Origin of the sequence: Anaerovibrio sp. (assembly GCF_051866355.1) — a bacterium.
GTDB lineage: Bacteria > Bacillota > Negativicutes > Selenomonadales > Selenomonadaceae > Anaerovibrio.
The window spans coordinates 1-23,432 of record NZ_JBJDWZ010000030.1 but is presented as its reverse complement, the minus strand read 5'-3'; the positions used below and the strand labels follow the sequence as shown (position 1 = coordinate 23,432).

Genomic DNA, 23,432 nt, shown 5'->3' with positions numbered 1-23,432 from the left:
ACCATTGATTGCTATAGATGTTGCAGCTACTGTAGCAATACAGCCTTCATTATCACATACTGCTATCAGGCTATCAGGAAGCAAGGATGCCCTTGTAGTAGTCGTTCAGGATGCTCTGGCCATAACCTACGCCCGGCACCGCCCAGCGTCCGTTCAAATCCTGCCACTGTGTCAGGATTTTCTCACCATAGGAATTGCGCACCAGATCATAGCGCGGGTCCACGATATTGTCATCCGGCTTTTCCGTGGAGGCGTATGCCAGAAGATGCTGGATATGCGCCTTGACGCCAAGGCGCGGCGTAGCAAAATAAGCCCCCTGCACGGTTGCACTGGTCGTTCCCAGCCCGCAGTAATTGTTCTGCGCCGGTACTACCGTGCCGCCATATCTGAAATAGCCTGTCTCCTTCAATGCCTGGGCAAAGGCAATATCAGGACGGATGCCCACGCGGCTGCCTTCCTCATAGTAGTATGACACCAGCTCCTGCGGAGAAACATTCAGCTTCGGGCAGGGATTGTTCCTGAGCAGATAGCGGACGCACTGCTCCTGGGTAGCGACAGCACCGCCCATAATCATATTATCGTCACTGCTCATAGTCACAACCGGCTTTGGCGGCTGATATTTCTCCGGATGCAGCAATCTCTGTATGCGCTCCTGAAAGCTCAGCTCCCGTTCCTCTACTGTACCCGCAGCAGCTTCATCGACAGTATCCTTCTTCTCAATGCCATCCCTGGCCTTCAGGGTCTTGTGCCGGTCGGTATTGACTACGGTATGGCTCTGGCTCTGCACGGCTCTGTCGTCCATAACGGAGGAAGCCGCCGCATCGGCACTGCCATTCCCGGCACACAGCAAAATTCCCAGACTGCAAGCAAAAACTGATAATAATCTCTTACCTCTCAAAATCACTGCCCCCAAAAAGAAATCAAAACTCAAAACTATATACAACGCCAAATATCATATCATGAAACTGCCCTGCGTGCAAGATATCATGTATCATCCGGCGTATCTATGGACTTGTCCAGTATATCCCTGCCCAGCACGGTGACGGAGTAATACAGGCCCACGAAAAACGGCAGATACTCCGCAATAAACCGCCAGGCAACGGCCAGAACGCCCACGGTTCCGGCCGGTACGCTGTTGCTGAAGAGCAGGACAAAACCGCCCTCCGCAATGCCCGAACCGCCCGGCGTAGGCGAAAAATACAGCAAAATATTCAGGAACATCATGCGCCCCATAACCGTCAGCCAGTCCACATCCGCCCCCAGCCCCAGCATCAGGCACGGCACCACCATGTAAATAAAAATCAGGCTCAGGCCGGATTCAAAGAAAACCCGCACCATGGATTTCGGCGAGGATGCCAAAAGCTGAATACCTGTCTTGCAGTCCCTGTAGATCTGCAGGAAATGCTTGCGCATCCTGTGGGAAGCAATCCGCTTGGATATCCTGACCGCGGCGTAATCAAAGGCATTGTTGCGGATGCCGTAGACCAGAATCCCCAGCGACAGCAGAATGATGGTTCCCACCATCACCATGACATCATTGGACACGCCCGGCAGGATGCCCGCATCATGCAGAAAGACGAAGGGCAGGCAGCAGGCCAGAAACAGGATTGATACAATGGTGCGAACCATCGCCAGCACCGCAGCCTTGCCGGCCGGCACCCCGGCCTTCTGCAGAAACATGACCTGGGCAATAGCTCCGGCGGCCGCTCCCGGCCCCAGCATGGCAAGAAAATAATTGCCAAAAACCACCTGTACCGACTGCTTCAGCGTAATCCTCTCACCTGATATCTTGACCATGTGCATAAGCCTCGTACCGTCCAGCACCAGCCCCACCCCGATGGCCAGAATCGCCAGCAGTATGGACCACGGCTTGAAAACATGCAGATTGGCAATCGTATTTATATCCACCGTAAAATATATTACCGCTCCGGAAATCACCAGAACGAACATTATTAAGAGCAAAAGCCGCACACAGACTTTATTCATCGGTTAACTCCTTAAAAGATATAAGGCTGATATCCTGCTTCCTGATATAATCCATCACCTGCCGGGAGGTTACAGAAGCCAGCTCATCCTCCCAGCGATACTGCCAATCATAAGCACTGCCCAATACCCCCGCATCCGCTCCCGGATGAACCATAATCTCGGAAGTCCCCTCCGGCAGTGCCCTCAATATATTCATGAAATACTTTTCTTCCATGTGGCCGCCTGCCAGCATGCCAAAAAAACTGTCCGGCATGGCTACATGGCAGCTCCCGGCCTTTTTCCGTGCCAGCATGGCACACAGGGTCAGACCGCATTTTGCCACCCGGCGAAATGCCCCTGCCGGATAGCCGCCGCTAAAGAAAAAAGCCTCTCCCGGATAACGCATGCGGCGTATGCCGTATTTCTTCATCAGCTCAAGGCATATATCCGTCACCCCCGGCAGCGTATGCAGATGCTGGTGGCTGTCAAGATGGGTGATATTCAGTCCCAATGACATGGCTCCGGCTATCTGTGCCTCGCATTCTGCATAGAGCTGTGCCTTATCTATCTTCCCCTGCACATAGTTCCGTATAAAAACCATGTGATCGGCATGAAATCGCCCGTCAGGCCCCAGCAATGTGCTAACCCGTTCCCGCGGCAGCAGAGGCTTTTCTGCTACCAGCGTCAGATGTATGCCGATGCCCAGGCCCGGATTTTCCCTGGCTATCTGGCAGGCTTCCTCCACCGCCGCCCCTGTCGGCATCAGGGAGGTACTTCTGATACAGCCCTCGCGATAGCCGCGAAGCACGGCCCTGTTCACTTCACTATGCAAGCCAAAATCATCGGCATTTACAATCAATCTTTTCAAAACTCATTCACCCGTTATCTCTTTGTGTACCCAAAAGCACTATGATACAACTTCCTCATGCGCGGCATAGGCGCTATGATTATGTATGGATTCAAAATTCTCACATTCCAGTGAAAACCACTGCAGGCCCTGCAGTCCCCTCAATGCCAGCACGCCATCCCGCAGAATATCCTCTACAAATTTTGGATTTTCGTAGGCTGTTTCCGTGACAAATTTTTCATCCTCCCGCTTTAAAAGAGGATAAACCTGACAGGATGCCTGTTTTTCCATCAGCTCCACCAAATCCTCAATGAGGATGCACTCATATTCAGGATTGAACCTGACCTGCACATCCATGACGCCCCGCTGATTGTGAGCGCCATATTGGGAAATTTCCTTGCTGCATGGACAAAGGGAGGTATATGGAAGCCTTACCCCCAGAGTAAACCGAAGATTGCCCCCCTGCTCCATGTCACCGGCAAAAAAGCAGTCCACATCCAGCACGGAGCACCTGCCGCTGACCGGAGCCGTCCTGTCCACGAAATACTTGAAATCTATGCGTATGGAGGCGGCTTCCGCCTGCAGCTTCTCAAGCGCCTCATGCAGGATTTCTGCCAGCTCCGGCTCCGCCACAGGCTTTTTTGTCCATGGATTCAGTATCTCCAAAAAACGGCTCATATGGGTGCCCTTGTACTCCATAGGCAGTGCCACCGTAAAGCATACCCTGGCCACTGCCTGCTGATAGCCGCCATCCTTTGTCTTTATGAGAAATGGCAGGCAGGCCTCCTTGATGCCTACCCTCTGGATGGCAATACCGCGCTGGTCAATACTGCTCTGAACATCCTTCATCCTACCCCTCCTAAAATGTTTGTAAACCGTGACGTAATATGCCTTTATATACGATATGATGACGTATAATGAAATTCATATTTTTTACTGCGTTATATTTTCATACTCCACAGGATCCTTTACGCCCGCTTCGGCAAAGCCTTTCAGGCGCAATTTGCAGCTGTCGCACACGCCGCAGGCCTTTTCACCGCCCTTGTAGCAGCTGTGGGTAAACTGCAGTGGCGCCCCCAATCTGCTGGCAAGCTGCACGATGTCCTTCTTGGTCAAATCCTGCAAAGGCGTTTCAATCCTGATATGCCTGCCATCAGCCGCCCCTGCCTTGGTAGCGTAGTCCGCCAGCGCCTGAAACTTCTGAATAAACTCAGGCCGGCAATCCGGATAGCCGGAATAATCCACGGCATTGACACCGATAAATATATGGTCTGCCCCGATAACCTCCGCATAGCCCAGGGCATAGCTCAGAAAGGTCAGATTGCGCGCCGGCACATAGGTAACAGGAATGTCATTGTCCTTATGCACTATCTCGCCATCCGGCACCTGAATGTGGTCGTCCGTCAGGGCGGAGCCGCCTATCTGCTCCATATTGGTCTCTATAATCAAATGCTTCTTTACCTTGTAAAAATCAGCTACCTTCTTCGCTCCCTCCAGCTCAATGCTGTGCCGCTGATGGTAGTTGAAGCTGATAGGATACAACTCGTAGCCCTGTTCCTTGGCTACCGCCATGCAGGTGGTGGAATCCAGCCCGCCTGATAATAATATTACTGCTTTCTTCATGCCTATATGTCCTTCGCAAAAACTAAATCTATACCTATATCGCGGAGCAGTGGCAGTGCCACAGCTCCTTGCTGTGTGCTGTAATCGAACTATCGCGAAACAGTCATGGCAAGTACCCAAAGAAAACCTTTGTTGCGCCTCGGTGCTTAGTGATTCGCGAGCCGTCAGGCGAAGCGAGAACTTAGCACCGCTAGGCACAACGAGGAGCGAGAGCGTGTTTTCGTGGGTACTGCCATGACTCGATAATTCACTAGCAAGGCAGTGCATTATTTCTGCCCGTGCAATGCCTTAATCGTAGCCGGAATATCCTTGCTCTTGTAAACCGCAGAACCCGCCACCAGCACGGTAGCCCCTGCATCAATGATTTCCTGCGCATTGGCCTCGGTCACGCCGCCGTCAACCTCCAGCTCTGCCTTGGAGCCGCAGGCATCAAGGGCCGCACGTAGCCTGCGCAGCTTGCTGAGGGAGGCCGGAATGAACTTCTGCCCGCCATAGCCCGGATTTACGGACATGACCAGCACCAGCTCCACATCAGCCAGAAGCTCCTCTACCATAGCCACAGGAGTGCCCGGATTCAGGGAAATGCCTGCCTTGCAGCCTGCGGCATGAATGGCCTGAATCACGCGGTGCGGATGCTTTGCCGCCTCCACATGGAAGGTGATGATATCAGCACCGGCCTTGACAAAGGAATCAATCTGGGTATCAGGATGCTCCACCATGAGATGCACGTCAAAAACAGCATCCGTTACAGGGCGGATAGCCTTGACAATCCCGGCCCCCAGGGTAATTTCCGGCACAAAAGTGCCATCCATGACATCAATGTGCACATACTCTGCCCCGGCATCCACAACCTTCTTTACCTCTGCCCCCAGATTGGCAAAATCTGCGGAAAGGATGGATGGAGAAACTTTTATCATATCAGTATGCCTTCTTTCTTTCGTTTATAGTCTGCAAAATATTCAGATAGGCCTCATAGCGCTCACGGCAGATGCCGCCAGCCTCCACTGCCGCCTTGACAGCACAGTCGGGCTCATGGCTATGAGTGCAGGTATTGTAGTAGCACTCCTCTATATATGGGCGGAATTCCGGAAAATACCATGCCAGCCTGGCCTTGTCCAGCTGTTCCAGCTCTGCCGCGCTGAACCCCGGCGTATCAACCACCGTACCGCCGCCTTCCAGCGGCATCAGGCAGGCCGCCCTGGTGGTATGCCTGCCACGCTTGATTTTATCGCTGATTTTGCCGGTAGCCAGCTGCAGCCTTTCGTCTATAGCATTCAAAAGCGAGGACTTGCCTACGCCCGACGGCCCGGCAAAAACCGTCACCTTGCCGGAAAGCTGCTCCCTCAAAGCAGTCATGCCCTTCTTTTCACGGGCTGACACCAGCAGCAGCCTGTAGCCTGCCTTGCGATAGGCCTGCAAAAAGCTCTCCTGCTCCGCCTCCGGCAATAAATCGCATTTATTGATGCAAATGACGATTTCCGGGATGCCGGACCACTCGGCCAGCACCAGAAAACGGTTCAAGAGCAGCTCATTCAAATCCGGCTGCCGGGCGGCAAAGGTGATGAGCACCTGGTCAATATTCGCCACGGCAGGACGCAGCAGCAGGCTCTTCCGGGGCAGACAGCTTTCTATTACGCCAGTGCCATCCTCCAGAAGCTCATACTCCACATAATCCCCCGGCACTACCGCGCCCTTGTGCCGCTTGAGGCGCCCCCGCAGGCGGCAGGACAGAAGCTCGTCTCCGTCACTGCCCGTCTGCAGGTAGTAAAAGCCATTATACATTTTTATTACTTGTGCTGTTGCCATGAATAAATTCCTTTTCCTTGCGCACTATTTCCACGCCAGTCATTTATCTGCACCTTATTCCAGCTTAATCGTCAGCTTGCTGGAATCTGTTTTCTGCTTGGCAGTTGCCGGGGACTCCGTTGGTGCGCTAGGCTGTGTATCCGGCTCTGCCGTCCTGCCTGATGAAATCACCAGACTGACACTGCCGCCCTCTGTCAGAGATGTACCGGCAGCAGGGCTCTGGCTGATGACAGTTCCCTTCGGCTTGCTGCTGGCTTCCTCCGTTACGCCGCCCAGGCTCAGGCCGTTGGCCTCAAGATTTGATTTGGCGCTTTCCACGCTAAGTCCGGCATAGTTCTGTACCGTCACGTCCTTCTTCTTCTCTCCCAGACTGACGGTTATATCAACGGATTGTCCCTTGGTAATCTTGGAGCCGCTCCTCGGATCCTGATTGATAACCGTTCCGGCAGGTTCCTTGGCATTTTCCTCAAAGACTGCCCCCACCTTCAGACCCATCTTTTTCAGCTTTTCCTCCGCATTGCTGCGGCTCATGCTCTTCAGGTCCGGCACGGTCAGCTCCTCGCCGCCCTTGCTGACGGTAAGCGTCACCAGACGCTGCTCCTTGACCCTCGCCCCGGCCTCCGGATACTGGGAAATAACCTGACCGGCCGGCACGGAATCATCATTTGATTCCACCAGCTTGACCCGGAGATTCTTGTCCTCCAGCATCTGCTGAGCCACGATGGAGGATTTGCCTACCACATCAGGCACATCAATCTCCGCCGAGCTCCAGAATTTGCCGAAGGAAAGGAAGGAGCCCACAAAGAACCCCATCATGAGAATGGCCACCAGTCCGGCAATAAACTTCTTTGACTTAAAAATAGAGGTTTCCTCCTGCTGGCCGGACTGCTCCGGCTGATAATACTCCCTTGACGGCCGCGGCTGTCCGGAAGCATCCGGCTGGCCTGCCATCATCTCCGGCGTAATCCTCGGTATCACGCGGGTGGCAAAAGGGTCCTGGGAGGCCGCCCCATCTCCTGCCGCCCTGTCCGCCAGCATGCCCTTCGCCTGATTCAGATCCTCATACAGCTCCGTACTGCCGGGACGGGTCAGCGGGTCCTTGGACATGGCCTTCTGCACGATTGCCTCCAGCACAGGCGGAATGGACGGACGGAGCTGGCGCACCGGCACAGGCTCCTCCTGCAGATGCTTCAGCGCTATGCTGATAGAAGTTTCGCCGTTAAAAGGCAGCTCGCCCGTAAGCATCTCATAGAGCACCACTCCCAGGGAATACACATCGGATTTGGTAGTAATGGCCGTTCCCTTGGCCTGCTCCGGCGAAAAATAATGCACAGAGCCCATGACACTGCCGCTGTAGGTCATGGTCGAAGCAGACACAGCCCTGGCAATGCCAAAATCCGTCACCTTCACATGGCCGTCCGGCATCACGAGAATATTGTGGGGCTTGATGTCACAATGCACCAGATTATTGCGGTGGGCCGATTCCAGCGCGCTGGCAATCTCCCTGGCGATGCGCACGGCCTCCACAGGCTCCAGACAGCCCTTCTGCTGTATGACTTCCTTCAGGGTAGGCCCTGATACGTATTCCATGACAATATACTGGCTGCCCGCTTCCTCACCCACATCGTAGATATTGACGATATTGGGATGAGCCAGCTTGGCCGCACCGGTAGCTTCCCTGCGGAATTTCTCCACAAATTCTGCATCATTGGCATACTGCTGATGTAAAATTTTCACAGCTACAGCCCTGTCCAGCAGCCTGTCATGCGCTTTGTACACATCAGCCATGCCACCGCCGCCAATCATCTCCTGCAGCTCGTAGCGCCTGGCCAAAATCCGCTGTATCATTAGACATAACCCCCTATAACAAAATCTATAAAAATCATCTGTTGTTCAAAGTTGAAATAATCTGTCTGGCAACAGGCAGTGCCACAGAGCCGCTGCCGCCGTTTTCCACAATGATGGCAAAGGCGATGACGCGCCCGGGAAGCTCGGCAGTGCCGATAAACCAGCCATGCTCCGCTCCTGACGGATTTTCCGCCGTGCCGGTCTTGCCTGTTACCCTGACACCTGCCACGGCCGCACCGGTTCCGGTGCCGTTCTGCACCACATTTTCCATGAAGCCGTCAATGATGGCCGCCCGCTGCCCGGTTGTGGCATCACGCCACACCGCAGGCGAAGCCTTCCTGATGACAATCCCCTGGGGCGAGACAACCTCATCCACCAGATAGGGAACCATCATTTTGCCGCCGTTGGCATAGGCACCGGCCAGCATTGCCATGCGCAGGGGAGTTACCAGAAGCTCTCCCTGCCCGATGCCTGTCTGTGCCGTATCGCCATCCCCCAGCTCACTGAACCTTGGCAGATGGCATCGGCTTTCCTGCACTTCACCGGCAAAGGTATCTGCAAAGCCGAAGCGTTTGAAGGCATCCTCCAGCCCGCTGCCGTGCATGCGCATGGCAAGGGTGCCAAAAGTGTAATTGCAGGAATAGGTCAGGGCCTCCTTGAGATTTACCCTGCCATGCACTGCACCGTGGCTCTCGCCGATGTAGGTATCGCCAATCTCCAGCCTGCCGCTGCAATCAAAGACCTCATTCAAATCAGTGACCTTTTCATCCAGCGCCGCATCAGCAATCAGCACCTTGATGGTGGAGCCGGGAGGATAGAGGCCGTTGGCGGCACGGTTCAGAAGCGGGCTGTCCTCACGCTGGGACAGCTCTGTCCACTGTGCCTCAACCTGTTCGGGGTCAACGGCCGGCCTGCTGACCATGGCGATAATGCCGCCTGTAGCCGCATCCAGCACCACCACGGCACCCTTTCTGTCGCCCAGCGCATCGTAGGCCGCCTGCTGCACCCCCGCATCCACGGTCAGCCTGACATCACTGCCGCGGTCAGACTGCAAAAGCTGTCCGGCAGGCCCCAGATTGCGGAGCATCCTCGACTGGCCCGAAAGCTCGTCCCCCAGCACATTCTCAAGGCCGGAGCTTCCCAGCGCTTCTCCCACATAGCCCGTCACCGGCGCCAGCACCGCCCCGAAAGGATAGCGGCGCTCTCCCGGCCCGTTGCTGAAGGCCAGCTGCTCACCATTGCAGTCAAGAATAGCGCCTCTTGTAATATCCAGCGAGGCACCGCGCCGATTCAGCGGATTGACATTCAGCTCCTCCGCCTGAAACACCTGTATATAAACCAGATAGCAAAACAAAATTCCAAAGCAGCCCAGCAGGAACATGCTGCAGTGAAGAATATGCTTTTTTGTTATCTTATTCCCCATCTGCTACTCCTTTTTGGCCATGGCCAGCAAAATCCCCAGCATGATAAAGCCGGAAACCATGGAGCTGCCGCCATAGCTGATAAACGGCAGGGTAATGCCCGTCAGGGGCAGGAACTTGGTTACGCCTGCAATAATAATAAACGCCTGCAGATAGAAGCTGACTGACACACCTGCGGCAATCAGCATATAAAGCTCCCGGCGGCAGGCAAGGGCAATGCTGATACCCCTGAAAAAAAACAGGGTATAGGCCAGCATGATGGCCGTACAGCCCAGGAGCCCCAGCTCCTCGCCAATAGCTGAAAAGATAAAATCCGTATGCACCTCCGGAATCAGTCCGGGATGCCCGTGAGCCAGCCCCGTTCCCCAGGCGCCGCCCGCCCCGAAAGCAAACAGGGACTGCACCACCTGATAGGCCTGTCCGGCAGGGTCCGCCCACGGATTCAGCCATATATCAAAGCGCACGCGCACATGGCCAAACATCTGATAGCTGACAAACGCCCCGAAACAGAAAAACGCCAGGGCGATAAACACATAGGATTTGCTGCCGGTAGCCATGTAGGTCATAAACACCGCCATGCAGAAAAACAGCAGGGCGGAACCCAGGTCGCGCTGCACCACGAACATCAGGATGGCCATGCCCCAGATACATAAAAGAGGGGCAATAAACCTGAGCGGCGGCAGCTGCAGCAGAAAAAACCTGCGCCCTGCCTCCTGCAGAACCGCCTTGTGATCAGACAGGTATGCCGCCAGAAAAAGCACCAGCAGAATCCTGCCAAACTCCGAAGGCTGTACCTGAAAAGGCCCCAGCACCAGCCAGTTCTTGCTGCCGCCTATTTCCGTGCCGAACAGCAGGGACAGGCACAGCACAATCAGCGTCAGAACGCCCAGAATGTACTGGTACTGCATCAGCTCCCTGATTTTCCGGGAAAACTGCAAAACCAGCAGAAGCACCACCAGCCCGATAATCAGCCATCTCAGCTGAGGTATGCACAGGACCGGCTTCAGCCTGCCCAGCATCACCACGCCGATGCTGGCAAAAAACATCACTATGGGCAAAAGCCATACATCATCCGTACAGCTTCCCCTGATTAAAAAGCACTGTACGCCAAAGGCGGCCGCTACAGCACCGGCCGCCCAGGGCAGCACGCTGTAGTCCATTGCCGGATACTGCCGCAGCAGCAGTATGCCCAGGCCGCACAGCATGATGCCGGCATCCACTGCCAGCAAAATCAGGCTTTTATTTTTCATAATATTTCACCACAATAACAGAAATGTTATCAATACCGCCGCCGGCCCTGGCGCACTCCACCAGTGAAGCCGCAGGATTGACACAGCTCTCTGCCTCCAGCACGGTCCTGATGGCATCCTCCGTCACCATATTGGTAAGGCCGTCGGAGCAGAGCAGAAGGATATCACCCTCCTGCAGGGAAAACTCCCCCGTATCAACCTGTACGTACTCCTCCACGCCTACGGCCCGCATCAGCATATTCCTTTTGGGGTGGGTTTCTGCCTCAAGGGGCGTAATACTGCCGCTGGCAATCAAATCGTTGACATAGGTATGGTCCCTGGTTATCTGCCGCATGGAGCCACCACGCACCAGATACAGGCGGCTGTCTCCCACATGGGCCCACACAGCCCTGCCGCCCTCCAGATGGAGGCAGGTTGCCGTAGTCCCCATGCCCCGGCGTTCCGGATGCCGCTGGATACTGGCAAGGATGGCCCGGTTGCCCCGGATAACCATTTCCCGCAGTCCCTCCTGTCCCAGCGGGCCCTCATGCTCTGACAGAAGCTGATTCATAACCCCCGTAAGGATATGGCTTGCCACCTCGCCGGCCACATGTCCCCCCATGCCGTCGGCCACCACAAAATCAGATGGCGGCCTGCACAGCAGGCTGTCCTCATTCAGGCTTCGCTGCAGTCCAATATCCGACATTTGAAAAAATCTTATCAACACTATCACCGCCCAAACTGAAAGGTCACCGTTCCTATGCTGATAATATCCCCTGACTGCAGATACTGCCGTCCGGCAATCTCCTGGCCATTGACATAGGTTTTATTAACGCTTCCCAAATCTTCTATCACGTACAAATTGTTCATCAGCTCTACCAGAGCATGCCTGTGGGAAACATAGCCATCCCTGATGACTATGTCGTTATCATCACCGCGCCCGATGGAGATGCTGTCCCCAAAGGCGAAACGCCGCCCCACCATGGACTCATCCACAGCCTCCAGCACCGTCAGCACCGCCTCGGCCGCCGTAATTTCCGTTTCTGCATAAATATCCTCAACCAGCGGCCTGCCTGCCGCCGCCATCAGCCTGACGGCCTTGTAGACAAAGAACAGCAGGAAAAACAGCAGGCCATACTGCAGAACCACGCTTAATACCTTGATAGCCATTGCCGTTATCTGCATCATATCACCTCATACAGCAGTACCGTCTCACCGATGGTAATTTCATCGCCATTGCGCAGAAGCTGCGGAGATACCACGCGCCTGCCATTCACAAACGTACCGTTCAGGCTTTCCGCATCATAGAGGATGTGGCGGTGCCGCTCATAGCTGATGTAGGCATGGAGCCTCGACGCATTGGTGTCCGTCAGGATAAAGTCATTGTTTACCCGGCGGCCGATATAAATCTGCTTCTCGCCAAATTCCAGATAGGAATCTATATCCGGCCCCTCCACCGCCAGAAGGCTCACGGTCTTGTGCTCCACAGGCAGGTTCAGGGGCGGATTGAACTCGGACTTGTCCAGAATAATCGTGTTGCACTCCACCTGGCTGACCGGTTTTTCCTCCGGCTCATCTCCCGTAAATCTGGCAGCTACCACACAGGTTCCTCTGGACAGGGCGCTGTTGCTGTTGACAGTGATGGACAAATCCTCGTCCATAAAGCAGTCATTCTGAATTACCAGCTTTTCGGCCTGCACATACAGCTCATCCAGAAAGCGGCGGACGCACAAGCGCTGATAATCCTCCTCCGTCAGCTCTATATAAAAGCTGTTTGGCACCACGGTTTCCGTGCGACCCTTTTTCCTGCGGTGCAAAAGCTCCCGCTCCAGCCTTTTCATTACCTCCGACTGCTCCACGGAGCTTCCCAGCCTGCGGTTGAAAAAGCCCTCTATATGCTTTTCTAAAAAGGATTCGAGTTTGCCCATTGACATAATTATCGAACCTCCTTTGAAAATATCTATCCAATAGCCAAAATATGACATCCAATCTTCAAAAGGACAGCCAAAAGTCCTTTATCCTTTAATTTTACATCTATACAGCATTTTAGTAAATAGACGTTTACATCTATCCCGCATTATCCCTCATTTTGACGGCCTGCATCTTTCAGATGCTTGTTTCTCAGCTGGCCGCAGGCCGCCTGAATGTCGTTGCCCATTTCCCGGCGCACCGTGACAGCTATATGATGGTCTGCCAGATATTTCTCAAAAAACTCAATCCGCGCCAGGGACGGACGGTTCCAGTTCCGCTCTGCCACAGGATTAATCGGAATGAGGTTCACGCTGGCAAGCTGCCCCCGCAAAAGAGCAACCAGCTCCTTTGCCTGCTGCTGATTGTCATTTACCCCGTCAATCAGGATGTACTCGTAGGTCACGCGGCGGCGCGTCCTCTCGCCGTACTCCCTGCCGGCCTTTACCACATCAGCCAGCGGATATTTTTTGTTGATGGGCATCAGCTCGGAACGAAGCTCCTGCTCCGGCGCGTGCAGGGATATGGAAAGGTTGATTGGCAGCCCTTCCTCTGCCAGCCGATAAATATTCGGCACAATGCCGGAGGTGGACAGGGTAATGCTCCTGTAGCTCATGCCCAGGCAATAATCCTCATGCAGGAGGCGGATATAGGCCAGCACGTTATCGTAATTTGTCAGCGGCTCCCCGGAACCCATGATGACGATGGTATCCACCTTCTGCCCTTCCGCCTGCAGCAAATCGTTGATATAAAAGGTCTGGGCCAGCATTTCCCCGGCAGTCAGGTTCCGCACCATGCCGTGCAGGGTAGAGGCACAGAAGCGACAGCCCATGCTGCAGCCCACCTGGGAGGATACGCAGATACTGTTGCCATAAGGCTGGCGCATCAGCACAGTTTCCACCCCTGCCCCGTCAGAAAAGCTCAGCAGAAACTTGCTGGTCCTGCCATCGGCAGAATCCAGCCTGTCCACCCGTGCCGCCCTGTCAATCACATATTTCTCCGCCAGCCTGCTCCTGAGTTCCTTGGGCAGATTCTGCATAGCGGCAAAATCCGTCACGCTTTTCCTGTACAGCCATTCTGCCAGCTGCCTGCCCCGGAACTTTGGCATCCCCAAGGCCGCTGCCAGCTCCGTCAGCTCCGGCAGGGTTCTGCCAAAAATATTCTCCCTATTGGTCACATTTATCTCATCAGCTCTAACAGCCTCATTTGCCATATCTGCCACAGTTTCCATAAAATTTATTTTCTCCTCATGCAGGCGATAAAAAATCCGTCCGTGCCGTCACGCTGGGGATAAAGCTGCACCATGGCCTCACTGCGCGGCATCGGCAGCCTTTCTCCGGCATTTTCCAGCACAAATTCCTGATGTGCCTGCAAAAAGCTGTTGACTACGTCCTGATTTTCCTCATGGGCAATGGTACAGGTGCTGTACACCAGCATGCCACCCGGCTTCACCGCCTCCGCGGCACTTTTCAGGATTGCCATCTGCAATGCAGGCAGCTCCCTGATAAGCTCCGGCGTCTTGCGCCAGCGGGAATCAGGCTTGCGGCGCAGTACGCCAAGGCCGGAGCAAGGCGCGTCCACCAGCACCCTGTCAGCCTGCTGCGGAAACTCCCCGCCGATTTCCCGTGCATCCTGCAGGCGCGGCTCTATGATCCGGATGCCCAGCCGCTGAGCATTCTCCATCACCCGCTGGAGCTTGTGCTCATAGATATCACAGGCAACAATCCGTCCCCTGTTTTCCATCAGTGCCGCCATGTGGGTTGTCTTGCCCCCCGGCGCACTGCATACATCCAGCACCAGCTCACCCGGCTCCGGTGACAGCACATGTGCCACCAGCATGGAGCTTTCATCCTGCACCTGGCAGTAGCCCTCCTGCAGGGCTGACAGGCTGTCCAGGGCCCCATGCCCTTCCAGAATAAAGCCCTCGTCTGCTAACCTGGAATGCCGCACCTCCACGCCGGCCGCCACCAGCTGCAGCTGCAGCTCCGACGGGCTTGTTTTCAGCGTATTGGTGCGCACGGAAAGGGGCGCCTGCTGATTGTTGAAGCGGCACAAATTCTCCGCCTCATCATAGCCAAATTCCTTAATCCAGCGGCGCACCAGCCACTCAGGATGCTGCTCCCTCAGAGCAAGCTGCACCGTGGCATTGCCCTTGCCGGACGGAAACTCGCCCTTTTCCGGCTCCCGCGCCATGGTTCTCAGTATGCCGTTGACAAAGCCTGCCGCGCCTTTATTGGCAAACTGCTTTGCCAGCTCCACCGACTCGTTGCAGGCGGCGGAGGCAGGCACCTTGTCCATGTAGCGCAGCTGATAAGCCCCCAGCCGCAGGATGTCCTGTACCACGGGATTTACCTTTTTCCATGGACGTGAAAGGTATTTCTTGATAATCCAGTCCAGAGTTTCCCCTGCCTTGACAGTGCCATAGACCAGCTCCGTCACAAACCGCCTGTCCATGTCGGACAGGCCGCCCTGCCTCAGCTCCTTCGCCAGTGCCACATTGGCATAGGCCTCCTGCTGATGCACGGCATGGATGATTTTTAATGCGGCTTCCCTTGCTTTATCCATTAAGTAAGTTTCTCCTTTTTCGAGATACATATACACGCTGTGCTATAGTTGTACCCTCGAAAACCCGCTCTCGCTCTTAGTTGTGCCTCGCGTTACTAACATTCATCTATCGCCTTCGGCTCTGATGAATGAAGTAACGAGGCGCAACAAAGGTTTTCTTAGGGTACAACCATAGCACGTTTCGCAATAAACTGTAACGACACAATGACTACTGCTTCTTATTCGGCATAATTATTTCCTCTATGGCACGCCGAAATTCGTCCAAATCGACGTGAGTGTTGTAGCAGGGGCCGTTGGGGCGCAGGTTCAGTACCCCCACAGAGGGAATCGGGTACACATCCTGTATGCCGCTGGCAAGGTCACGCTCGCAGGCGATAGCCACCACCGCCTTAGGACGGATTTTCATGACCGTCTGACGCGCCAAAGTGCCGCCTGTCACCACGAAGAAATGAAAGCCCATTTCCTCCGCCATCGTCACCAGCGCACCGATATCACATCTGCCGCACCGCTTGCAGTTATTTGGATCACGGGTTATCTTGTGGGGGCAGTCAGCCAGCTGCAGGCAATGGGGCGTCACCACCAGCAGCCTGTCCGGCGGCACCTTCAGATGCCGGTGCTTCACTATCTGATTGCTCACCGCCACAAAGGAGCCCTCAATCCGCCGCCGGTCAATGCCCAGCAGCCTGCCGGCCCCTACCGCCACATAGAACAGCATATTCATCAGCATGTAGGTCTGGCGGCTGAAAAACTTTGGCACACGCCAGCCGAGTACGCCCGCCAGCATACTGAAATTGCCCAGTGCCAGCAGCCCTGCCACCATGCCAAGCACCACGCCAAAGCACAACGGCAGATATTCATTTATTTCCCAAAGCCCCGGATAAGAAACCTTCCACATGATGAAGAAAATGACGGACACCACAGCAAAACTGCCGCCCATCAGGCTGATGAAAAGCCGCTTCTTATTGGGAGCCTTCTTCTGTATAACGCAATTCATAATCTTTACCCAAGCTTTTTATGAGAAAACTGCACCTATCTCCACGCCATGACCGCGGACAAAATCCCCCGCGCTCATGCGCTTCCTGCTAGGCGGCTGCAGCTCAAGCACCTCTACAAGCCCCTTGCCGGCAGCTATCGTGAAGCTGTTCCTGCCCAGCTCCACTACCGTTCCCGGTGGCTTACTGCACGCCCCCTCCACTACACGGGTACGCCAGAATTTATAGTTTTTGCCATCCAGCAGGCTCCATGCCACCGGCCAGGAATTCAGTCCCCGGATGAGGTTGTGGATTTCCCCGGCAGTTTTGCTCCAATCAATATGACCTGTTTCCTTGTTCAGCATGCCTGCATAATTGGACAGGCTGTCATCCTGCTTTTCCGGCACAATCGTACCTGCCACCAGACCGTCCACAGTGGCAGACAGAAGCCTGCCCCCCATGTCCATCAGCTCGTCGTGAAGCTCCGCCGTAGTCATATCAGGCGTGATGGCAACCCTGTCCTTCAACAGCATATCGCCGGTATCCAGCCCTGCATCCATCAGCATGGTGGTAACGCCGGTTTCTGTCTCGCCGTTGATGATGGACCAGTGAATAGGCGCCGCTCCCCTGTACCTTGGCAGCAGGGAAGCATGGACATTGACACAGCCCAGCCGCGGAATATCCAAAATCCGCTGGGACAAAATCTGCCCGAAGGCAACCACCACAATCAGGTCAGGCTGCATTTCCTCCAGCCTGGCCGTAAATTCCTCCGTCTTGATTTTTTCCGGCTGCAACACCGGCAGGCCGTACTCAAGGGCTGCCTGCTTCACGGGTGAAGCCTGCAGATTGTGCCCCCTGCCCTTTGGCCTGTCCGGCTGGGTAATCACGGCTATAATATCTGTCTTTTCCTGCAAGACGCGCAGGCAGGGTACAGCAAAATCCGGCGTACCCATAAAAATCGTTCTCAATCTATCCATATTGCTGTTTCCTATCTCCTTAACGTGCATGGCACATATCGCCTTGCACCTTATACCTCATGTCTTGTGCCCTATGCCTTACATCTGTTGCTCACGACTATTCTTCACAACTGCTCTCATGCCTGTTTCTTATCGCCCTGCCTGATGCTCCTTGCCACATCAATAAACAGCACGCCCTGCAGATGATCCAGCTCGTGCTGGATGCAACGTGCCAGAAGCCCGTCAGCAATCAGCTTCTTCCGCTTGTTCCAGCGGTTGGTGTACTCCACCGTCACCTTTTCAGCGCGCTCCACATCACCGAAAACATTCGGCACGCTGAGACAGCCCTCCGAATCAGTTATACAGCCCTCCCGTGCCGTAATCTCAGGATTGATAAGCTCCAAAAGCCCATGCTCATCCCGCACATCTATAACTACACAGCGGATGGACTGCCCGATCTGGGGCGCGGCCAGTCCCACGCCGTCAGCCTTGTACATGGTTTCCGCCATGCTGTCCAGCAGCTTTCTCAGCCTGCTGTCAACCTTCTTCACCGGAGCCGCAATCTGCTTCAGAACAGGATCTCCTGCTTTTACAATCTCCAACACTGCCATTTATATCATCCTCCCAAAATTCTTCATAACTAATTAATTGTAGCATATTTACACATACATTGACAATTTTTCCCACAAAAAATGACGGATTCATCCTATCATTCGTAAAAATATATTTCCACACACCAAAAGAGGCCGGGATATACATCCCGACCTCAATTTTACAAAATATTCAGCCCGTAAGGCTCTTTTCAGAACCCTTCAAGGTCATACAGGACAACAGACTGTCAGCTATTACTTGCCGGCCAGCTTCTTGTAGCCTGCCAGACGGTTCTGGGCATCCTTCTTGGTCTTCTCAAAGAGTGCTTCTGCTGCCTCAGGGAAGCTGCGCTTCAAGGAAGAGTAGCGAACCTCGCCCAGCAGGAACTCCTCGAACTTATCCCAATCAGGCTCCTTGGAATCCAGGGTAAATGCCGGCTTCTCAGTGCCAACCAGAGCAGGGTTATAACGGAAGTTAGCCCAATAGCCGCAAGCAACAGCCTTGGCAGCCTCCTCCTGGCTCCTGCCCATACCGATGCGGATGCCGTGGTTGATACATGGAGCATAACCAATGATGAGGGAAGGTCCCGGATAAGCCTCAGCCTCGGCAATAGCCTTGAGAGCCTGATTCTTGTCAGCACCCATGTCAACCTGAGCTACATATACATAGCCGTAGGTCATAGCCATCATGCCCAGATCCTTCTTCTTGGTCTTCTTGCCGGTTGCAGCAAACTGAGCGATTGCAGCAGTAGGGGTAGACTTGGAAGCCTGGCCGCCGGTGTTGGAATATACCTCGGTATCGAATACGAATACGTTTACATCCTCGCCGGAAGCAAGTACGTGGTCTACGCCGCCGTAGCCGATATCGTAAGCCCAGCCGTCACCGCCGAAGATCCACTGGGAACGCTTAACGAGGAAGTCACGGTTCTCGTAAATCTTGTTCAGCAGCTCGTCGCCATTCTTCTCGTTCTCCAGAAGCTCAGCAACAGCATCAGCACGCTGGCGGGAACCCTCGCCGACATCCCTGTTGTCATACCAATCCTTGAGAGCTTCCTGCAGGGCAGCGGAACCGTTGCCGCCGTCAATAGCAGCCTTTACATCTGCAGCCAGAGCGTTGCGGACAGCCTTTACGCCCAGGAACATGCCAAGACCGAACTCGGCATTATCCTCGAACAGGGAGTTAGCCCATGCAGGACCGTGGCCCTGTGCATTCGTGGTATAAGGCATTGCCGGTGCGCTGGCACCCCAGATGGAGGAACAGCCGGTAGCGTTGGCAATCATCATGCGGTCGCCGAAGAGCTGGGTGATGAGCTTTGCATAAGGAGTCTCGCCGCAGCCTGCGCATGCGCCGGAGAATTCCAGCAGAGGCTGCTCGAACTGGGAGCCCTTAACGGTATCCTTCTTGACAGGATTTGCCTTCGGAGCAACCTTCTTAGGATCCACAGCATAATCAAATACAGCCTGCTGAGCCTCCTGAGTAGCGATAGGCTTCATAACCAGAGCCTTCTCCTTGGCAGGGCAAACGTTAGCGCAGTTGCCACAGCCGGAGCAGTCCAGAACGGATACTGCCATGGTGAAGTTCAGGCCCTTTGCACCGATAGCAGGCTTGGAAGCAAATGCTGCCGGAGCTGCTTCCTTCTCGGCATCAGTAGTAAGAACAGGGCGGATAGCTGCATGAGGGCAGACAAATGCGCACTGGTTACACTGAATACACTTGGTAACATCCCACTCAGGCACGTTGATGGCGATGCCGCGCTTCTCATAAGCGGATGCACCGCTAGGGAAAGTACCATCAGCCAGGGACTCCAGATCCTTGACGGACAGCTTGTTGCCCTCCTGACGGTTAATCGGGTTCTGGATGTTCTTGATGTAATCCGGCAGATCAGCTGCAGCTACCTCAGCGGCATCCTCAGCATTTGCCCAATCAGCAGGAACCTCTACCTGATGCAGGGCATTGATACCTGCATCGATTGCACCGTGGTTCATATCCACGATGTTCTGGCCCTTCTTGCCATAGGAAGTAACTACGGCGTCCTTCAGATACTGAACAGCAGTGTCAATAGGAATGATGTCAGCCAGCTTGAAGAAGGCAGACTGCATTACCATGTTGAAGCGGCCGCCCAGCCCCAGCTCCTGCGCAATCTTTACAGCGTTTACAGTGTAGAACTTGATGTTGTTCTTTGCAATGTAACGCTTCATGGCAGCCGGCAGATGCTCGTCCAGCTCTGCATCAGTCCAGATGGTGTTCAGCAGGAAGGTGCCGTTCTTCTTCAGGCCTGCCAGCAGGTCATACTTATCAACATAGGACTGCTGGGAGCAGGAAATGAAGTTTGCATTGTTAATCAGATATGGAGAAGCAATCGGAGTCTCACCAAATCTCAGATGGGACATGGTGATACCGCCGGACTTCTTGGAGTCATAAGCGAAATAAGCCTGAGCATAGAGCTTGGTCTTGTCGCCGATGATCTTGATAGCGGACTTGTTGGCACCAACAGTACCATCGGAGCCCAGACCCCAGAACTTGCAGGCAGTAGTGCCGGCAGGAGTCAGGTCAACATCCTCCGGATACAGAGGCAGGGAAGTGCCATTCAGATCATCGTTGATGCCGATGGTGAAGCCGTTGGCAGGAACGTCCTTTTTCAGCTCCTCATAGATGCCCAGCACATGGTCAGGAGTTACATCCTTGCCGCCGAGGCCGTAACGGCCGCCAACGATAACAGGATTTCTGTCAGTGCCGTAGAAAGCAGTACGAACATCCTGATACAGAGGCTCGCCCAGAGCACCCGGCTCCTTGGTGCGGTCCATAACAGCAATCTTGCTGACAGTAGCAGGAATAGCGTTGAGGAAATGCTTTACGGAGAATGGACGGAACAGATGAACTGCAACCATACCAACCTTCTCGCCCTTGCCATTGAGGTAATCAACAGCCTCAACCAGAGTCTGGTTCAGGGAACCCATGGCGATAATTACGCGCTCTGCATCAGGTGCGCCGTAGTAATCAAATACATGATGCTCACGGCCGGTAATCTTGGCAAGGTCAGCCATAGCTTCCTCAACCAGATCAGGAACAGCCTCATAATACTTATTTACAGTCTCACGGGTCTGGAAATAAATATCATCGTTCTGAGCAGTACCGCGGATGCAAGGATGATCAGGGTTCAGCGCATTGCGACGGAACCTGTTTACAGCATCCCAGTCAAGAATCTTGCCCAGCTCATCATAAGGAATAACCTCAATCTTCTGGATTTCATGGGAAGTACGGAAACCGTCAAAGAAGTTCAGGAACGGAACGCGGCCCTTGATTGCAACCAGATGAGCAACAGCAGCCAGATCCATAACCTCCTGTACGGAGGACTCGCACAGCATAGCCATACCGGTCTGGCGTGCAGCCATAACGTCCTGATGGTCGCCAAAAATGTTCAAGGAGCTGGCTGCCAAAGCACGAGCACTTACATGGAATACACCTGGAAGCAGCTCACCGGAGATCTTGTACATATTCGGAATCATCAACAGCATACCCTGGGATGCAGTATAGGTAGTGGTCAATGCACCAGCCTGCAGAGAGCCATGTACAGCACCAGCTGCACCAGCCTCAGACTCCATCTCAATGATGTTTACCTTCTGGCCGAACAGGTTCAGCTGCCCCCTGGCTGCCATCTCGTCAACATTCTCAGCCATAGGAGAAGAAGGTGTAATAGGATAGATAGCGGCTACATCGGTAAAAGCGTAAGATATATACGCGGCAGCAGCATTACCATCCATGGTTTTCATTTTCTTGCTCATGTTTTTATACTCCCCCTTGTGATTATTACGCCGCCCGCCCTTTGCCCAATCCTTCAAAAAAGACGAATTGATTGACGCAAATCGGCTTTTTCTGAATTAGTCAAAATTGGTACAACGTATAAAGTATACACAATCAACTCGAACCATGCACATTTCCTTATATGAACTATGCACAATCCGCTTACATTATTATACAACCTGCGATAACTTTTGTAAATGGACATATCATTTTTGTAACCTTTGCATTTATTTTGACAATTTATGACAATTGAATTTTAGCTGACAGCACCTTAACGTTTTTTCACGACCGACAGAATAAGTTTTCTCATCTGCTCTTGAAACTAAAGGCTACATACTATAAAATGTACATGATACTATTTTTATATTCAATAACTCATTAACTTATATTTGCTATGCTATTTACAGGGAGGAAATTTGTATGAAGAATTATCATATCGGGACAAAATGCGTTCAGGCCGGATATACACCAAAAAATGGTGAGCCGCGGCAGGTGCCAATCATCCAGTCCACCACCTTCAAATACGATACCAGCGAGGAAATGGGCAAGCTGTTTGACCTGGAGGCCAGCGGCTACTTTTACACCCGCCTGCAGAATCCGACCAACGATTATGTAGCAGCCAAGCTGGCGGCCCTTGAGGGAGGCACCGCTGCCATGCTGACCTCCTCCGGCCAGGCGGCAAATTTCTTTGCCCTGTTCAATCTTTGCCAGTGCGGCGACCATATCGTGGCATCCTCATCCATTTACGGCGGCACCTACAACCTGATTGCCGTTACCATGAAGAAAATGGGCATTGAGGTGACTTTTGTTTCTCCTGATGCTGATGAAGCTGAGCTGAATGCAGCCTTCAAGGAAAACACAAAAGTGATGTTCGGCGAGACCATTGCCAATCCTGCCCTGACCGTGCTGGATATCGAGCTTTTTGCCAAAGTTGCCCATGCCCACAGCGTGCCGCTGATTGTGGACAACACCTTTCCTACCCCGGTAAACTGCCGCCCGATTGAGTGGGGTGCGGACATCGTTACCCACTCCACCACCAAATACATGGACGGCCACGGGGCTGCCGTAGGCGGCGCCATCATTGATGCGGGACGCTTCGACTGGATGGCTCATGCCGACAAATTCCCGGGGCTGTGCACCCCTGATGACAGCTACCACGGCATCATCTATGCGGAAAAATTTGGCAAGGAAGGTGCCTTTGTCACCAAATGTACCGTGCAGCTCATGCGCGACCTTGGCTCCATCCCTTCCCCGAACAGCGCATTCCTTCTGAACCTGGGACTGGAATCACTGCATGTCAGGATGCCGAAGCATGTGGAAAACGGTCAAGCGGTGGCAGAATTTTTGGAGGCCCATCCAAAGGTGGCCTATGTAAATTATCCTGGTCTTGCTTCCAGCCAATACCATGAACGCGCCAAAAAATATATGCCAAAGGGCGGCTGCGGCGTAGTGTCCTTCGGGCTGAAAGGCGGCAGGGAAGCCGCCAGCACCTTCATGAAGAACCTGAAGCTGGGCGCCATCGAGACCCATGTGGCAGATGCCCGCACCTGCTGCCTGAACCCTGCCACCTCCACCCACCGCCAGCTGACCGACGAGCAGCTTATTGAGGCTGGCGTACCGGCAGAGCTCATCCGCATCAGCCTTGGCATTGAGGACAAGGAAGATTTGATTGCCGATATTGCCAATGCGCTGGATTGCATTGAGTAATACTGAAACAGCAATCGTAAAGGCAATTACTAAATCAAACCAAATATTCGATAAAATGGCGTGAACGCATATCTGTTGGTATGCGCCACGCCATTTTTTACTTTCCTTGAGCTTCACCACGAGCTTCAACTCTA

20 protein-coding genes are annotated in these 23,432 nt (G+C 53.8%); 1 reads left to right on the top strand and 19 read right to left on the bottom strand.

Annotated features, from left to right (window positions below; translation table 11 throughout):
- Positions 1-73 precede the first annotated feature (73 nt).
- The 19 genes from ACI3UA_RS01835 to nifJ all read right to left on the bottom strand — a co-directional run bounded on the left by ACI3UA_RS01835 (position 74) and on the right by nifJ (position 21,572).
- Complete coding sequence (locus tag ACI3UA_RS01835; RefSeq protein ID WP_439723134.1) at positions 74-898, bottom strand: glucosaminidase domain-containing protein; 825 nt, start codon at positions 896-898, stop codon at positions 74-76.
- A gap of 86 nt (positions 899-984) precedes the next feature.
- Complete coding sequence (locus tag ACI3UA_RS01830; protein ID WP_439723133.1) at positions 985-1,986, bottom strand: lysylphosphatidylglycerol synthase transmembrane domain-containing protein; 1,002 nt, start codon at positions 1,984-1,986, stop codon at positions 985-987.
- Positions 1,979-2,833, bottom strand: a complete 855-nt coding sequence (locus ACI3UA_RS01825; RefSeq protein ID WP_439723132.1) for a ChbG/HpnK family deacetylase — start codon at positions 2,831-2,833, stop codon at positions 1,979-1,981. The genes ACI3UA_RS01830 and ACI3UA_RS01825 overlap by 8 nt, the downstream gene beginning before the upstream one ends.
- A gap of 39 nt (positions 2,834-2,872) precedes the next feature.
- Positions 2,873-3,661, bottom strand: coding sequence for a GTP cyclohydrolase FolE2 (gene folE2 / locus ACI3UA_RS01820; protein WP_439723131.1), 789 nt, complete (start codon positions 3,659-3,661; stop codon positions 2,873-2,875).
- An 84-nt stretch (positions 3,662-3,745) separates the two neighbouring features.
- Positions 3,746-4,435, bottom strand: coding sequence for a 7-cyano-7-deazaguanine synthase QueC (gene queC, locus ACI3UA_RS01815; RefSeq protein WP_439723130.1), 690 nt, complete (start codon positions 4,433-4,435; stop codon positions 3,746-3,748).
- A gap of 266 nt (positions 4,436-4,701) precedes the next feature.
- Positions 4,702-5,352 (bottom strand): ribulose-phosphate 3-epimerase, encoded by a 651-nt coding sequence (gene rpe, locus ACI3UA_RS01810; RefSeq protein ID WP_439723129.1) that lies wholly within the window; start codon positions 5,350-5,352, stop codon positions 4,702-4,704.
- Position 5,353: 1 nt separating this feature from the next.
- The gene (rsgA, locus tag ACI3UA_RS01805; protein ID WP_439723128.1) at positions 5,354-6,241 is read right to left on the bottom strand and encodes a ribosome small subunit-dependent GTPase A; all 888 of its coding nucleotides are present in this window, start codon (positions 6,239-6,241) and stop codon (positions 5,354-5,356) included.
- A 54-nt stretch (positions 6,242-6,295) separates the two neighbouring features.
- The gene (gene pknB / locus ACI3UA_RS01800; RefSeq protein WP_439723127.1) at positions 6,296-8,089 is read right to left on the bottom strand and encodes a Stk1 family PASTA domain-containing Ser/Thr kinase; all 1,794 of its coding nucleotides are present in this window, start codon (positions 8,087-8,089) and stop codon (positions 6,296-6,298) included.
- Positions 8,090-8,123: 34 nt separating this feature from the next.
- A complete protein-coding gene (locus ACI3UA_RS01795; RefSeq protein WP_439723126.1) occupies positions 8,124-9,512 on the bottom strand; it encodes a peptidoglycan D,D-transpeptidase FtsI family protein in 1,389 nt (462 codons plus the stop codon).
- A 3-nt stretch (positions 9,513-9,515) separates the two neighbouring features.
- A complete protein-coding gene (locus tag ACI3UA_RS01790) occupies positions 9,516-10,760 on the bottom strand; it encodes an FtsW/RodA/SpoVE family cell cycle protein (protein WP_439723125.1) in 1,245 nt (414 codons plus the stop codon).
- Positions 10,750-11,445 carry a Stp1/IreP family PP2C-type Ser/Thr phosphatase gene (locus ACI3UA_RS01785; protein WP_439723124.1) on the bottom strand — a complete coding sequence of 232 codons (696 nt, stop codon included), beginning with the start codon at positions 11,443-11,445 and terminating at the stop codon, positions 10,750-10,752. Before ACI3UA_RS01785 ends, ACI3UA_RS01790 begins: the two co-directional genes overlap by 11 nt.
- Before the next feature lie 23 nt (positions 11,446-11,468).
- Entirely contained in the window at positions 11,469-11,924 is a 456-nt protein-coding gene (locus ACI3UA_RS01780; protein ID WP_439723123.1) for an FHA domain-containing protein, read from the bottom strand.
- Positions 11,924-12,673: an FhaA domain-containing protein gene (locus ACI3UA_RS01775; RefSeq protein WP_439723122.1), complete on the bottom strand. Its 750-nt coding sequence runs from the start codon at positions 12,671-12,673 to the stop codon at positions 11,924-11,926. Before ACI3UA_RS01775 ends, ACI3UA_RS01780 begins: the two co-directional genes overlap by 1 nt.
- Before the next feature lie 143 nt (positions 12,674-12,816).
- Entirely contained in the window at positions 12,817-13,920 is a 1,104-nt protein-coding gene (rlmN, locus tag ACI3UA_RS01770) for a 23S rRNA (adenine(2503)-C(2))-methyltransferase RlmN (RefSeq protein WP_439723136.1), read from the bottom strand.
- A gap of 23 nt (positions 13,921-13,943) precedes the next feature.
- Entirely contained in the window at positions 13,944-15,272 is a 1,329-nt protein-coding gene (gene rsmB / locus ACI3UA_RS01765; protein ID WP_439723121.1) for a 16S rRNA (cytosine(967)-C(5))-methyltransferase RsmB, read from the bottom strand.
- A 208-nt stretch (positions 15,273-15,480) separates the two neighbouring features.
- On the bottom strand, positions 15,481-16,266 hold the full coding sequence (locus ACI3UA_RS01760; protein WP_439723120.1) for a DUF116 domain-containing protein: 786 nt from the start codon (positions 16,264-16,266) through the stop codon (positions 15,481-15,483).
- A gap of 18 nt (positions 16,267-16,284) precedes the next feature.
- Positions 16,285-17,220: a methionyl-tRNA formyltransferase gene (gene fmt, locus ACI3UA_RS01755; RefSeq protein ID WP_439723119.1), complete on the bottom strand. Its 936-nt coding sequence runs from the start codon at positions 17,218-17,220 to the stop codon at positions 16,285-16,287.
- Positions 17,221-17,336: 116 nt separating this feature from the next.
- Positions 17,337-17,810, bottom strand: coding sequence for a peptide deformylase (def, locus tag ACI3UA_RS01750; RefSeq protein WP_439723118.1), 474 nt, complete (start codon positions 17,808-17,810; stop codon positions 17,337-17,339).
- Positions 17,811-18,044: 234 nt separating this feature from the next.
- Entirely contained in the window at positions 18,045-21,572 is a 3,528-nt protein-coding gene (gene nifJ / locus ACI3UA_RS01745; protein ID WP_439723117.1) for a pyruvate:ferredoxin (flavodoxin) oxidoreductase, read from the bottom strand.
- Between the two features lie 439 nt (positions 21,573-22,011).
- On the opposite strand from nifJ, the gene ACI3UA_RS01740 reads away from it, so the two are divergent.
- Complete coding sequence (locus ACI3UA_RS01740; RefSeq protein ID WP_439723116.1) at positions 22,012-23,298, top strand: O-acetylhomoserine aminocarboxypropyltransferase/cysteine synthase family protein; 1,287 nt, start codon at positions 22,012-22,014, stop codon at positions 23,296-23,298.
- The last annotated feature ends 134 nt before the right edge of the window (positions 23,299-23,432 follow it).

Coding starts and splice junctions, on each gene's coding strand:
- ACI3UA_RS01830 (WP_439723133.1), bottom strand. CDS start 1,986: ATGAATAAAGTCTGTGTGCGGCTTTTGCTCTTAATAATGTTCGTTCTG.
- ACI3UA_RS01790 (WP_439723125.1), bottom strand. CDS start 10,760: ATGAAAAATAAAAGCCTGATTTTGCTGGCAGTGGATGCCGGCATCATG.
- pknB (WP_439723127.1), bottom strand. CDS start 8,089: ATGATACAGCGGATTTTGGCCAGGCGCTACGAGCTGCAGGAGATGATT.
- rlmN (WP_439723136.1), bottom strand. CDS start 13,920: ATGGCAAATGAGGCTGTTAGAGCTGATGAGATAAATGTGACCAATAGG.
- folE2 (WP_439723131.1), bottom strand. CDS start 3,661: ATGAAGGATGTTCAGAGCAGTATTGACCAGCGCGGTATTGCCATCCAG.
- def (WP_439723118.1), bottom strand. CDS start 17,810: ATGGCAGTGTTGGAGATTGTAAAAGCAGGAGATCCTGTTCTGAAGCAG.
- rsgA (WP_439723128.1), bottom strand. CDS start 6,241: ATGGCAACAGCACAAGTAATAAAAATGTATAATGGCTTTTACTACCTG.
- ACI3UA_RS01775 (WP_439723122.1), bottom strand. CDS start 12,673: ATGTCAATGGGCAAACTCGAATCCTTTTTAGAAAAGCATATAGAGGGC.
- ACI3UA_RS01795 (WP_439723126.1), bottom strand. CDS start 9,512: ATGGGGAATAAGATAACAAAAAAGCATATTCTTCACTGCAGCATGTTC.
- fmt (WP_439723119.1), bottom strand. CDS start 17,220: ATGGATAGATTGAGAACGATTTTTATGGGTACGCCGGATTTTGCTGTA.
- rpe (WP_439723129.1), bottom strand. CDS start 5,352: ATGATAAAAGTTTCTCCATCCATCCTTTCCGCAGATTTTGCCAATCTG.
- ACI3UA_RS01760 (WP_439723120.1), bottom strand. CDS start 16,266: ATGAATTGCGTTATACAGAAGAAGGCTCCCAATAAGAAGCGGCTTTTC.
- ACI3UA_RS01785 (WP_439723124.1), bottom strand. CDS start 11,445: ATGTCGGATATTGGACTGCAGCGAAGCCTGAATGAGGACAGCCTGCTG.
- queC (WP_439723130.1), bottom strand. CDS start 4,435: ATGAAGAAAGCAGTAATATTATTATCAGGCGGGCTGGATTCCACCACC.
- ACI3UA_RS01740 (WP_439723116.1), top strand. CDS start 22,012: ATGAAGAATTATCATATCGGGACAAAATGCGTTCAGGCCGGATATACA.
- ACI3UA_RS01780 (WP_439723123.1), bottom strand. CDS start 11,924: ATGCAGATAACGGCAATGGCTATCAAGGTATTAAGCGTGGTTCTGCAG.
- rsmB (WP_439723121.1), bottom strand. CDS start 15,272: ATGGATAAAGCAAGGGAAGCCGCATTAAAAATCATCCATGCCGTGCAT.
- nifJ (WP_439723117.1), bottom strand. CDS start 21,572: ATGAGCAAGAAAATGAAAACCATGGATGGTAATGCTGCTGCCGCGTAT.